We start from the raw sequence: 12,354 nt of genomic DNA, 5'->3' as shown, positions 1-12,354 counted from the left end.
CTCCGGGTCGTCCAGTTACGAACGCGTCGGGGCTGTCGGCCCACGGGCATCCCCGGGCGGTCCGTCTGGGAACGCCTTCGGGCTCTCGGCCTATCGACGCCACCGGGCGGTTCGCTTACGAAGCGTCCCGCCCGGTCGGCCTACGGGCGGCCCCGGGGTTACGGGGTGGTGGTGAAGCCCGCCTTGGTGAAGAGGTCCTTGGCCTGCTGGGAGAGGACGAGGGTGACGAACAGCTGGGCGAGGTCCTTGGCCGGAGCGTTCTTCAGGACCGCCACCGGGTAGTCGTTGATCGCCTTCTCAGCCTCGGGGAACTCGATGCCCTCGACCTTGTCGCCCGCCGCGATGACGTCGGTGCGGTAGACGAGCGCCGCGTCCACCTCGCCCAGGGTGACCTTCGTGAGCGTCGCCTTGACGTCCTGCTCCAGGGTGACCGGCGTGATCTTCAGCCCGGCCGCCTCGATGGCCTTCTTCGCGGCCGCGCCGCACGGCACCTGCTCGGCGCACAGCGCCACCTTGACGCCCTTGTTCGCGAGGTCGGCGAAGTCGTCGACCTTCGCCGGGTTGCCCGCGGGCACCGCGATCTCCAGCTTGTTGCTCACGAACGTCGTCGGCGCCTCGGCCAGCGCCGCGTCCGCCACGGTCTGCATCGTCGCGGGGCTCGCCGCGGCGAACACGTCGGCGGGCGCGCCCTGGGTGATCTGCTGGGCGAGGGTCGCGCTCGACCCGAAGTTGAACTTCACGGTGACGCCGTCGTTCGCCGCCTCGAAGGACTTGCCGAGCTCGGTGAACGTCTCGGTGAGGGAGGCGGCGGCGAACACCGTCAGCGTCGTCTCCTTCGCCGCGCCGTCGCCGCTCGAACCGCCGCAGGCGGCGGTCGTCAGGGCGAGCAGCGCGGGCAGCGCCAGGGTGAGGGCGCGCTTGAACATGGGGGTCTCCTTCGATGCGTCACGGCAGCTCCACGACGACGTTCGTGGACTTGATGACGGCGACCGCGACGACCCCGGGCTCCAACCCCAGCTCGTCGGCGGCCTGCCTGCTCATCAGCGAGACGACCCGGAACGGCCCCGCCGCCAGCTCCACCTGCGCCATGACGGAGTCCCTGCGGACCTCCGTCACGATGCCGCGGAACCGGTTGCGGGCCGACGACCTGCCCTCCCCGCCGCCCTCGCCCACCTGGGCGCGGGCGAACACGGCGAGCGCGGCGCCGGTCACGAGCCGGTGCCCGTTGTCGTCGCGCTCGGCGGCGAGCCTGCCTCCGTCGACCCACCGCCGGACGGTGTCCGGGCTGACGCCGAGCAGTTCGGCGGCCTCGCTGATCCGGAACGTCGTCACATCATCACCCTACCTATGCACATACAAGGGATAGAACCTCTCACACCTCGCATTTGCTGGAGTGACAACCTTCTTACATTCGCATCAGCGAGGCAGGTGCGGGTCCCGACCCCTGGGCCCCGACGAACACGGCTCGTGAGCCGGGACCCGCACCACGAGGATCTAGAAATCCTCGTCGAAGGAGACCGATCCTTCGACCGCGACCTGGTAAGCCGACACCCTCCGTTCAAAGAAGTTCGACAGCTCCTGGACGTCCTGGAGCTCCATGAACGCGAACGGGTTCGCCGTCCCGTACCGCTGCGGCATGCCCAGCCGGGCCAGCCGCCGGTCCGCGACGAACTCCAGGTAGGCGCGCATGTCCGCGGCCGACATCCCGGGCAGGCCGTCGCCGCACAGGTCGTGCGCGAACGCCAGCTCGGCCGCCACCGCCTCCTCCAGCATCTCGGTGACCTGCGCGGCGAGCTTGTCGTCGAACAGGTCGGGCTCCTCGGCGCGCACCGTGTCCACGACCGAGAACGCGAACTCCATGTGCAGGGACTCGTCACGGAACACCCAGTTCGTCCCGGACGCAAGGCCGTTGAGCAGCCCCCGCGAACGCAGCCAGTACACGTAAGCGAAGGCGCCGTAGAAGAACAGGCCCTCGATGCACGCGGCGAAGCAGATCAGGTTCAGCAGGAAGCCGCGCCTGTCCTCCCGCGTCCGCAGCTCGTCGAGGCGCGAGATCGAGTCGATCCACCTGAAGCAGAACTCGCCCTTCGCCCGGATCGACGGGATGTGCTCGATCGCCGCGAACGCTTGGACGCGCTCCTCGTCCTCCTGCAGGTAGGTGTCCAGCAGCGTCAGGTAGAACTGGACGTGCACGGCCTCCTCGAACAGTTGCCGCGACAGATAGAGACGCGCCTCAGGGCTGTTGACGTGCTTGTACAGGTTCAGGACGAGGTTGTTGGCCACGATCGAGTCACCCGTCGCGAAGAACGCGACGAGCCGCTTCACCAGGTGCAGCTCCTCCGGCGTCAGCTTCGCCAGGTCCGCGAGGTCGGAGGCGAGGTCCACCTCCTCGACGGTCCACGTGTTGCGGATCGCCGCCCGGTACCGCTCGTAGAAGTCGGGGTAGCGCATGGGCCGCAGGGTCAGGTCCATGCCGGGGTCGAGCAGGGTCATTACTGGCACGCCTCGCAGATCTCGGGGTTCTCCAGGGAGCAGGCCACTGCCTCGGCGTCCACCGGGAGCGTCGTCGGGGTCGCCTGGGCCGGGACGGTCGCCTGCGCGATCCGCGTCGCCGGACGGGACCGCAGGTAGTAGGTGGTCTTCAGCCCGGACTTCCAGGCATAGGAGTACATCGACGACAACTTGCCGATCGTGGGTGTCGCCATGAACAGGTTGAGCGACTGGGCCTGGTCGACGAACGGCGTCCGGGCCGCCGCCAGATCGATCAGCGCGCGCTGCGGGAGCTCCCAGGCCGTCCGGTAGAGGCGCTTCATGTCGTCGTCCAGGACGGGCAGGTCCTGGATCGAGCCGTCCGCCCGCTTGATGGCGTCGCGGACCTCGGGGATCCACAGGCCGCGCTCGGCCAGGTCGCGGACCAGGTAGCGGTTCACCTGGAGGAACTCGCCCGACAGCGTCTCGCGCTTGAACACGTTGCTGACCTGCGGCTCGACGCACTCGTAGCAGCCCGCGATGGACGCGATCGTCGCCGTCGGGGCGATCGCGACGAGCAGCGAGTTGCGCAGGCCCGTCGCGGCGACCTTCGCCCGCAGGTCCGCCCATTCCGGACGCGTCGCGGCGCCCGGGAAGTGGTCCGGGTGCAGGACGCCACGGGCGGCCCGGGTGCTGCCGTAGGCCGGGTGCGCGCCCAGCTCGGCCGCCAGCGCAGCCGACGTCCCGTAGGCGGCGAGCGCGATCTCCTCCGCGATGGCCGTGGACAGCGCGAGCGCCTCAGGCGAGTCGAACGGGAGCCGGAGCGTGAAGAACACGTCGGCGAGGCCCATCACGCCGAGGCCCACCGGACGCCACTTGAGGTTCGCCCGCTCCGCCTCGGGCGTCGGGTAGAAACCGCGGTCGATCGTCCGGTCCAGGAAGCGGACCGCGGTGCGGACCGTCGCGCGGAGCCGCGCGAAGTCGAACCCGTCGGGGCCGACGTGCCGCGCCAGGTTCACCGAGCCCAGGTTGCAGACGGCCGTCTCGCCGTCGGAGGTGACCTCGAGGATCTCCGTGCACAGGTTCGACAGGTGCACCACGTTGCCCGGCTCGGCCGTCTGGTTGCAGGCGCGGTTCGCGGCGTCCTTGAACGTCATCCAGCCGTTGCCGGTCTGCGCGAGCGTCCGCATCATCCGGCCGTACAGGCGGCGCGCCGGGATCTGCCGGACATAACGCCCGGCCTGTTCGGCGGCCCGGTAGGCGGCGTCGAACTCGTCACCCCACAGGTCGACGAGCTCCGGCACCTCCTTCGGGTCGAACAGCGACCAGTCAGCGTCGGCCTCGACCCGCCGCATGAACTCGTCGGGGATCCAGTTCGCCAGGTTCAGGTTGTGCGTGCGGCGCGCCTCCTCACCCGTGTTGTCGCGCAGCTCGAGGAACTCCTCGACGTCGGCGTGCCACGGCTCCAGGTACACGCACGCCGCGCCCTTGCGCCGCCCGCCCTGGTTCACCGCCGCGACGGACGAGTCCAGCGTGCGCAGCCACGGCACGATCCCGTTCGAGTGGCCGTTCGTGCCCCGGATCAGCGACCCCCGCGACCTGATCCGCGACCACGAGATGCCGATGCCGCCCGCGTACTTCGACAGCCGCGCGACCTGCCCGTACCGCTCGTAGATGGACTCCAGCTCGTCGCGCGGCGAGTCCAGCAGGAAGCACGACGACAGCTGCGCGCGCGCCGCGCCCGAGTTGAACAGCGTCGGCGACGACGGCAGGTACTCCAGGCGCGACATCAGCCCGTACAGCCCGGCCGCCTCCGCGACGGTGTCGGACAGGCCGCACGCCACCCGCAGGAAGAAGTACTGCGGCCGCTCGATCACCTTCCGGGTGACGGGATGGCGCAGGAGGTACCTGTCGTAGACGGTGCGGAGCCCGAAGTACTCCATCCTGCCGTCGGCCGCGTGCTCGACGAGCCCGTCGAGCTCCGCCGCGTGCGCCCTGACGAACGCCGCCGTCGTCTTGTTCAGCAGCCCTTCCGCGAACGCGAGCGCCACCGACTCCGAGAACGTCGTGACGCCTTCACCGGCCACCTCGTCGGCGATGAGCTCGGCGAGCAGGCCCGCCGCCACCCGCGACTGCCCCGGGTCGGCCGCGACCCGCGCCGCCGCCTCCCTGATGGCCCGCTCCCGCTCCTCGGCCCCCGTGCCCACGTCCCCCTGCGACACCACGGTCACCGTCATCTGCTCTCCCTCGCAGCATGCGCCGGAGGGCACCGCGGCACGACGGCACGCGGGCTCGAAGCGCGGCCCCGCGCACACGTCCTCCGCCGTCCCTCGCGGCCGTTGGACGAACTCCAAGCGCAGGCAGGTCTTCGGACTCAGGGGCGCCGTGCTCTCGCCTACCGGCCGTCGCTTCCCAGACCCATAAAAGGCCCAGTGCTTCTGACGGCTTCCGTTCCCCTTCACCGCTGCGGGGCAGTCCCGGATTCCCACCGGGTTCCCTCTTTCCCCGCTCCCTCCCGGAAGCGGACCAGCGCACCAGAACTCTACATCTAGCCCTCCATCCTCAACACCACCGCAACATCTTGAGTTCTGTAGCCCTCCCCACATCCGGCCCCCTCCGTATGGGTGTGGGGTCGGCGCGCTCGTCGCGCCGTCCATCACCGCCGACGTTAAGCGCCGTCGCCGCGGTCCACATCCCGCGGTCGGAGTGTTCCGGCATACCGCGTTCGGACGACGCGACTTGACGGAAAAGAAGGGGTTTCGGAGGAAAACAGGGGCGATGGTGTCACCCATCCGCGGGCACCCAAGCTCTTAAACGTCAGGATCGTCAGGATCGGGGGACGGCATGGAACAGCGCGCGGACGGCAGGGTGTTTCTGGTCGGCGGGGGCGTCGGGGCGCTCGCCGCCGCCGCGTTCCTCGTCCGGGACGCGGCCGTGCCGGGCGAGCGCGTCACGATCCTGGAGCAGCTCCCCGTCGTCGGCGGCTCGATGGACGGGGCGAAGGCGCCGACGGCCGAGGGCGGCTACGTGACGCGCGGCGGCCGGATGTTCGAGGAGGAGCACTACGTCTGCCTGTGGAACCTCCTGGAGAGCATCCCCACGCTCGACGACCCGGTGATCTCGGTGCGCCAGGAGTTCCTCGCGTTCAACATCGAGCACCCGACCCGCGCCAGGGCCCGGATCATCCTCGCCGACCGCTCCATCGCCGACGCCGCCGACCTGGGCTTCGACACCCGCGCGCGGGCCGACCTGACGCGGCTGCTCGCGATGCCCGAACGCCTCATCGGCTCCCGCAGGATCGACGAGTTCTTCCAGCCGTCGTTCTTCGAAAGCAACTTCTGGTGCATGTGGCGGACCACGTTCGCGTTCCAGAACTGGCACTCGGCGGTGGAGCTGCGCCGCTACTTCCTCGCGTTCGTGCAGGAGTTCGACCGTATCCACACGCTCTCGGGCGTCCGGCGCAGCAGGTACAACCAGTACGACTCGGTCATCCTGCCGATCCTCCGGTGGCTGGAGGGCAAGGGCGTGCGCACCGAGTACGGCGTCACCGTCACCGACGCGCACTTCGCCGACGCGGCCTGCCGCCGCATGACCGCCCTGGACGTCGTCAAGGACGGCGTCCAAGAGCGGATCGAGCTGGGCGCGGCCGACAAGGTGTTCCTCACACTCGGCTCGATGACGGCCGACACCACCTACGGCGACCGCACCACCGTCCCTGAGATCATCCGCGACAAGCGGGACGGCTCCTGGCGGCTGTGGGAGCGGCTCGCAGACAAGGCTCCGGACTTCGGACGGCCGCTGGCGTTCAGCGGCTCGGTGGACGAGACCAAGTGGGAGTCCTTCACCCTCACCCTGCACAGCCCGGCCCTCCTGGAGCGGATCACCGCCTACACGGGCAACGTGCCGGGGGCGGGCGCCCTCATGACGTGGAAGGACTCCTCCTGGCTGCTGTCCATCGTGGTCCCGGCGCAGCCGCACTTCCGGAACCAGGAGCCGGGCACGTACACGCTGTGGGGCTACGGCCTGTTCGGCACCCGCCCCGGCGACCACGTGCGCAAACCGATGGACGACTGCACCGGCGCGGAGATCCTGGACGAGCTGCTGGGCCACCTCGGCTTCACCGACATCGCTGACGAGGTCCGCGCCACCACGCAGGTCACGACGGTCCAGATGCCCTACATCGACGCCCAGTTCCAGTGCAGGGCCCCCGGCGACCGTCCTTACGTCGTCCCGAAGGGCGCGCAGAACTACGCGTTCCTCGGCCAGTTCGTGGAGGTCCCTGAGGACGTCGTCTTCACCGTCGAGTACTCGGTGCGCACCGCCATGATCGCCGTCTACCACCACTACGGGGTGACGAAGCCGATCCCGCCGATGTACCACGGCCTCACCGACCCGAAGGTGGCCTTCTCCGCTCTGCGCACCGCCCTGGGATGACGTCCGGCGGCGGTAACTAGGCGGGTTCGCAGTGCGCGAGCGCCAACGCGGTCAACGTCTGCGCGGCGGTGACGACCTCGGACAGGGGGACGTACTCGTCGGGGCCGTGAGCGAGGTCGATGTCTCCCGGGCCGTACTGCACGGTGGGGATGCCGCCCAGGCCCGTCAACAGCCTTAGGTCGCTGCCGAAGGGCGCTCCCCAGGAGGCGGGCTTGCTTCCGGTGACGGAAGAGTGCGCGTCGGAGAGTCGGCCGAGCAGCCCGCCGTCCTCCCGGGGCAGCAGGCCGGGCGCGAACTGGCCGCCCCAGAACTCGACGTCCACGGGGTTCTCGCGGAGCCAGGGGTCGGCGGCGCAGGCGGCCGCCACCGCCTCCTCCAGCGCCGCTCTGGCGGCCTCAGGGGTCTCGTCCAGGCTCACGCCGATCCTGCCCTCGGCGACGAGTTCGCCGGGCACCGAGGACGACCAGTCGCCCGCGTGCACGGTGCCGACCTCGATCGCGTACGGCAGCGCCCAGCGGCGCATGAGCGGGTCGACGTCGGCGTTGCGGCGCGACTCCAGCTCCCGCAGCGCCCCGAACACCGGCCAGAGCTTCTCGACGGCGCTGACGCCCCGGTCCCGCCGCGAGGCGTGCGCCGCCCGGCCGGGGACGCGCAGCCGGAACGTGAGCGCCCCCGCGTTGGCCGGGACCGCGTCGAGGCCGGTCGGCTCGGCGATGACGCACGCGTCGGCGCGCCAGCCCCGCTCCAGCAGCCCGTAGCTGCCCACGCCGCCGTCCTCCTCGCCGACGACGCACGCGAGGAGGACGTCACCGCGTAGGCGGACCTGCCGGAGCGCGCGCAAGGCGAAGAGCTGGGACACCAGCCCGCCCTTCATGTCGCACGAGCCGCGCCCGTACAGCCTCCCGTCCTCCACGTGCCCACTGAACGGGTCGGCCGTCCACGCCGCGAGGTCGCCGGGAGGGACGACGTCCACGTGCCCGTTGAACATGAGGGAGCGGCCGCCTCCGGTGCCCGGAAGCCGGGCGACGAGCCCCCACGCCCGTTCACGCGGCACCTCCATGCCGGGGAACCCTGCGGAGGCCGTCAACGCGGCCATGGGCAGCTCCCAGTGGTCCACCTCGAAGCCTTCGGCGCGCAGCCAGTCCGCGAGGAGGCTCTGGATATCGACCTCACCGGGTGCGCCGCCCACGCTGGGCACCCTGACGAGCTCCGCAAGCAGGTCGGTCATGGCGTCCGCCTCGGAGGCGAGCGAAGCAACAACATCGGTCATCGCTCGGCCGCCTCCTCGCGCACGGCGTCGGCGTAGTGGCGGCCGATCGGGATGACCAGAGGGGTTCCGCTCACAGGATCGGAGGTGACCCGGCACCGCATCCCGAAGACGTCGTCCACCAGGTCCTCGTCGATGATGCGCGCAGGCGGGCCCTCGGCCACGATCCGCCCCGCCTTCATCACAACAAGCCGGTCGGCATAGCGGCACGCCTGGTTGAGGTCGTGCAGCACCATGACAACGGTTCTGCCCTCGCCGCGGTTCAGGTCGACGACGAGGTCGAGCACGTCGATCTGGTGCGCGAGGTCGAGGAACGTCGTGGGCTCGTCCAGCAGCAGGATGGGCGTGCCCTGGGCGACGGCCATCGCGATCCACGCCCGCTGCCGCTGCCCGCCCGACAGCTCGTCCAGCGCCCGGTCGGCGTGCTCCAGCATGTCGGTGGCGCGCAGCGCGTCCGTGACGGCGTCCTGGTCGGTCGCCGACCACTGCCGCCACCACGTCTGGTGCGGCGACCTGCCCTGCCGCACGAGGTCGGCCACCGACAGGCCCTCGGGCGCCACGGGCGACTGGGGCAGGATGCCGAGCCGCTGCGCCACCTGCCGCGTGGGCATCGTGTGGATGGCCTTGCCGTCCAGGGTGACGGCACCCGCGCGCGGCGTCAGCAGCCGTGCCAACGCGCGCAGGAGCGTGGACTTGCCGCAGGCGTTGGCGCCGATGATGACGGTGATCTCCCCGGACGGGACAGCGAAGTCGAGCCCTTCGACAACGACCCTGTCCTCGTAAGCGAGGTGCACCCCCTCGGCCCGTAGGCCGGGGCCGGTGGCGAGCGGCGTATCGGACACCTTCACGGGCTTCATCCTCCGGATCCTGCCTTGTTGGCGCGAGCGAGCTGCCACAGGAGGAACGGGGCGCCGAGCACCCCGGTGACCACACCGACCGGCATGACCGAATCCTCCATGATCCGCTGGCTGATGAGATCGCTGACGAGTACGAGCGTCGCGCCGGTCAGCGCGGACGCGGTGACGGGCGGCGCGGGCGTGCGGGCCAGCCGCCGGGTGATCTGGGGCGCGGCGAGCGCCACGAACAGGATCGGGCCCGCCGCCGCCGTCGCGAACGCGGCGAGCGCGGCGGCCGCGACGAGCAGCGCGAGCCGCACCCGCTGGACCGAGGTGCCGAGCCCGGCCGCGACCTCGTCGCCCAGCCCCAGCACCCGCTGGTGGCGGCCCAGAAGCAGCACGAGCGGCAGCAGCGCGGCGAGCGCGACCGCGAGCGGCACCGCCTGCTGCCAGCCGCGCTGGTTGAGGTTGCCGACGAGCCAGCCAAGGATGAGCTGTGCCTGGACGGTCCCGGTACGGCTGACGAGGTACGTCGTGGCGCTCACGCACATCCAACTGACGCCGATGCCTACGAGCACGATGCGGTAACCCGTCGTGCCACGGTTCCACGCGAGCAGGTAGATGGCGAACGCGGCGGCCAGCGCCCCGACAAGGCCGAGCCCCTGCGTGCCGAGCCCGGACCCGATGCCCAGCACGATCCCGACCGCCACGGCCGTCCCGGCGCCCTGCGTGATGCCGAGCATGTCGGGGCTGGCCAGCGGGTTGCGGGTGAGCGCCTGGAAGACCGCGCCCGAGACGCCGAAGGCCGCCCCGACGAACAGCGCCACCATCGCGCGCGGCAGCCGCAGCTCCTTGACGATGAACACGTCGGCGAACTCCCCGGAGCCCCACAGCGCGGGGATCACGCGGTCGACGGTGATGTCGTAGTCGCCGCTGCCCAGCCCGATCGTGAGGCAGAAGACGAGGAACGTCACGCAGGCGAGCGCCAGCCAGACGACGACGAGGCGGGGCCGCAGGACGCCGGACAGGCCGATCGGCTTGACGCGGAAGGCAAAACGGCCGGGTGAGCGGTGGAGGACGACCATGGCTACACCTCCGCGAGGCGTCGGCGGCGGATCATCGCGATGAAGACGGGCGCTCCGAGGAACGCGGCGATGAGGCTGACATCCAGCTCCTGTGGCCGTACCACGACCCGTCCGACGATGTCGGCGAGCAGGACGGCGCAGGGCGCGGCGAGCATCGACCCCGGGAGGAGCCAGCGGTGGTCGGGCCCGGTGACCGTCCGGACGACGTGCGGCACCACGAGGCCGATGAAGATGATTGGCCCGGTGACCGCGACGGCCGCGCCCGTCAGCAGGGTGACGGAGAGCGCGGCACGTAGGCGGATGAGATTGAGGTTGCGGCCGAGGGACGCGGCGACGTCCTCGCCCAGGGAGAGGTTGTTGAGCGAAGGGCCGAGGCTCAAGGCGAGCAGCGCGCCTCCCACGAGGAAGGGCAGGACCGTCAGAACGGTCCCGAAGGTGTGCCCCGAAAGCGAACCGGAGGACCAGTAGCGGTAGCGGTCGAGCGCCTCGGGGTCGGTCAGGGCGATGCCGCTGGTGAGCGAGTCAAGGAAGTACGTGATAGCGACACCCGCCAGGGCGAGCTTCACCGGCGACGCCCCGCCGCGTCCCCTACTGCCGAGCAGATAGACGACGACAGCGGCGAGCGCCGCTCCGGCGAACGCGAACCAGACGGTGGCGAGCAGCGCGGTGACGCCGAGCAGCGCGGCCGCCCCGACGACGCCGAACGCCGCGCCCGCGCTCACCCCGAGCAGTCCGGGGTCGGCGAGCGGGTTGCGGGTCAGTCCCTGCATGACGGCCCCGGCCAGGCCGAGCGCCGCGCCGACCACAACGGCGACGAGCGTCCGGATCGTCCTGGTGTCGCGGACGATGGCGCGCACCTCGGGGTCGAGGCCGGGACGCGTCGGGTCGGTCAGCGCGCGGAGCACCTCGTCGAGGGGGATCGCGCGCGCGCCGATGGCGAGCGACAGCAGGCACAGAACGGCGAGGACTCCCGCGCAGCCGACGAGGAGAAGTGCTCTGGCGGGTCTCGTCGGCGCGACTGTGGTGGGGGTTTTGGTCACAGGAGTCCGTTCTGGCTGTCCAGGTGGGGACTTTCGCACGGGTGATTCGTCGGGGACACGGGGCGGGGCATTGATGATAGGTAAGGCTTACCTTAATATCACCCTCGCTCAGGTGGTCGGCAGCGTAAGCCGACCTAACCCCCCCGAAGAGGAAATGATGTCGGACCCCTCCAGAACCCTCCGCCGTCTGCTGACGGCCTTCGCCGCCGTCACGGTGGCCCTGACCGTCGCGGGCTGCGGCGGCTCCGAGTCCCCCGAGAAGTCCGCCGCGCCGTCGGAGCCCGCGGCCGTCGCCCCCTCCTTCCCCGTGACGGTGGAGCACCTGCATGGTTCGACGACGGTGGACAAGGCGCCGGAGCGGATCGTGACGATCGGGCTGTCGGACCACGAGCCGGTCCTGGCACTGGGGTACAAGCCCGTCGGGGTCACCGACTGGTTCGAACGCAAACCCTTCACCGACTGGCCCTGGGCCAAGGACGCCTGGGGCGGCACCGAACCGGAGATCCTCGGCCTGCGCGAAGACGGCGTCAAGGTCGAGAAGCTCGTCGCGTTGAAGCCGGACCTGATCTTCGCGATGTACTCCGGCATCCAGAAGGACAACTACGACCAGCTCTCCCAGATCGCCCCCGTCATCGCCCAACCCAAGGACCACGACCCCTACGCCGCCCCGTGGCAGGACTACACCCTGCTGGCCGGCAAAGCCCTGGGCGTGGAGCAGAAGGCCAAGGACCTCATCCAGAACATCGCCGACCGGTTCGCCCAAGTCCGCAAGGACAACCCCCAATGGGGCACCCTCACCGCGGTAGCCGCTGACTCCTTCAAGGCGGGCCAGTACTCCGCGTTCCAGAAGGGCGACCCCAAGTCCGCGTTCCTGGCCGACCTCGGCTTCCAGATCCCCGAAGAGATCACGAAGAAGGCAGGCCAGTCCAACGTCGCCGAATTCGGATCCGAAGGGTTGAACATCCTGGAGGTCGACCGGCTCGTCTGGCTCACCACCGGCACCGAACCCCACGGACGCATCAAGAACGACGCCGTCTACAAGGAGCTGAAGGTCGCCAAGGAAGGCCGCGACCTCTTCCTCACCTACCAAGACCCACCCATCGGCGCCGCCCTCTCGTTCAACACCGTCCTGTCGATCCCCTACGCCATCGACCAGGTCGTCCCCCTCATCAAGAAGTAACCTTCACCGCCCAGGTCCCCCGCCCTCGGACGAAGCCGGGGGA

General features: G+C 70.4%; 10 protein-coding genes and 1 riboswitch. Of the genes, 2 read left to right on the top strand and 8 right to left on the bottom strand.

Features of this window, described 5'->3' with window-relative positions; genetic code table 11:
* Nucleotides 1-158: 158 nt before the first annotated feature.
* The 4 genes from modA to LO762_RS15775 all read right to left on the bottom strand — a co-directional run bounded on the left by modA (nucleotide 159) and on the right by LO762_RS15775 (nucleotide 4,706).
* Entirely contained in the window at nucleotides 159-926 is a 768-nt protein-coding gene (modA, locus tag LO762_RS15790; protein WP_230615769.1) for a molybdate ABC transporter substrate-binding protein, read from the bottom strand.
* 19 nt (nucleotides 927-945) lie between these two features.
* Complete coding sequence (locus LO762_RS15785) at nucleotides 946-1,332, bottom strand: molybdopterin-binding protein (protein ID WP_230615767.1); 387 nt, start codon at nucleotides 1,330-1,332, stop codon at nucleotides 946-948.
* Between the two features lie 162 nt (nucleotides 1,333-1,494).
* On the bottom strand, nucleotides 1,495-2,493 hold the full coding sequence (locus tag LO762_RS15780; protein ID WP_230615765.1) for a ribonucleotide-diphosphate reductase subunit beta: 999 nt from the start codon (nucleotides 2,491-2,493) through the stop codon (nucleotides 1,495-1,497).
* On the bottom strand, nucleotides 2,493-4,706 hold the full coding sequence (locus tag LO762_RS15775) for a ribonucleoside-diphosphate reductase subunit alpha (protein WP_230615764.1): 2,214 nt from the start codon (nucleotides 4,704-4,706) through the stop codon (nucleotides 2,493-2,495). Before LO762_RS15775 ends, LO762_RS15780 begins: the two co-directional genes overlap by 1 nt.
* A 104-nt stretch (nucleotides 4,707-4,810) precedes the next feature.
* Nucleotides 4,811-5,015, bottom strand: a riboswitch (cobalamin riboswitch).
* 298 nt (nucleotides 5,016-5,313) lie between these two features.
* Here LO762_RS15775 and LO762_RS15770 point away from each other — a divergent pair.
* Nucleotides 5,314-6,903, top strand: a complete 1,590-nt coding sequence (locus LO762_RS15770; RefSeq protein WP_230615762.1) for an oleate hydratase — start codon at nucleotides 5,314-5,316, stop codon at nucleotides 6,901-6,903.
* A gap of 16 nt (nucleotides 6,904-6,919) precedes the next feature.
* Here the strand turns inward: LO762_RS15770 and LO762_RS15765 are convergent, their stop codons facing one another.
* The 4 genes from LO762_RS15765 to LO762_RS15750 are packed head-to-tail and all read right to left on the bottom strand — an operon-like array spanning nucleotide 6,920 to nucleotide 11,131.
* Nucleotides 6,920-8,173 (bottom strand): ArgE/DapE family deacylase, encoded by a 1,254-nt coding sequence (locus tag LO762_RS15765; RefSeq protein WP_230615761.1) that lies wholly within the window; start codon nucleotides 8,171-8,173, stop codon nucleotides 6,920-6,922.
* Complete coding sequence (locus LO762_RS15760) at nucleotides 8,170-9,018, bottom strand: ABC transporter ATP-binding protein (protein ID WP_230615760.1); 849 nt, start codon at nucleotides 9,016-9,018, stop codon at nucleotides 8,170-8,172. Before LO762_RS15760 ends, LO762_RS15765 begins: the two co-directional genes overlap by 4 nt.
* Before the next feature lie 5 nt (nucleotides 9,019-9,023).
* Nucleotides 9,024-10,091 (bottom strand): iron chelate uptake ABC transporter family permease subunit, encoded by a 1,068-nt coding sequence (locus LO762_RS15755; protein WP_230615759.1) that lies wholly within the window; start codon nucleotides 10,089-10,091, stop codon nucleotides 9,024-9,026.
* Between the two features lie 2 nt (nucleotides 10,092-10,093).
* Nucleotides 10,094-11,131 (bottom strand): iron ABC transporter permease, encoded by a 1,038-nt coding sequence (locus LO762_RS15750; protein WP_230615757.1) that lies wholly within the window; start codon nucleotides 11,129-11,131, stop codon nucleotides 10,094-10,096.
* 157 nt (nucleotides 11,132-11,288) lie between these two features.
* On the opposite strand from LO762_RS15750, the gene LO762_RS15745 reads away from it, so the two are divergent.
* On the top strand, nucleotides 11,289-12,311 hold the full coding sequence (locus LO762_RS15745; protein ID WP_230615755.1) for an ABC transporter substrate-binding protein: 1,023 nt from the start codon (nucleotides 11,289-11,291) through the stop codon (nucleotides 12,309-12,311).
* The last annotated feature ends 43 nt before the right edge of the window (nucleotides 12,312-12,354 follow it).

Source organism: Actinocorallia sp. API 0066 (genome assembly GCF_020991275.1).
GTDB lineage: Bacteria > Actinomycetota > Actinomycetes > Streptosporangiales > Streptosporangiaceae > Actinocorallia.
The sequence above is the reverse complement of the archived record's forward strand: the minus strand, read 5'-3'. Positions and strand labels throughout refer to the sequence as shown.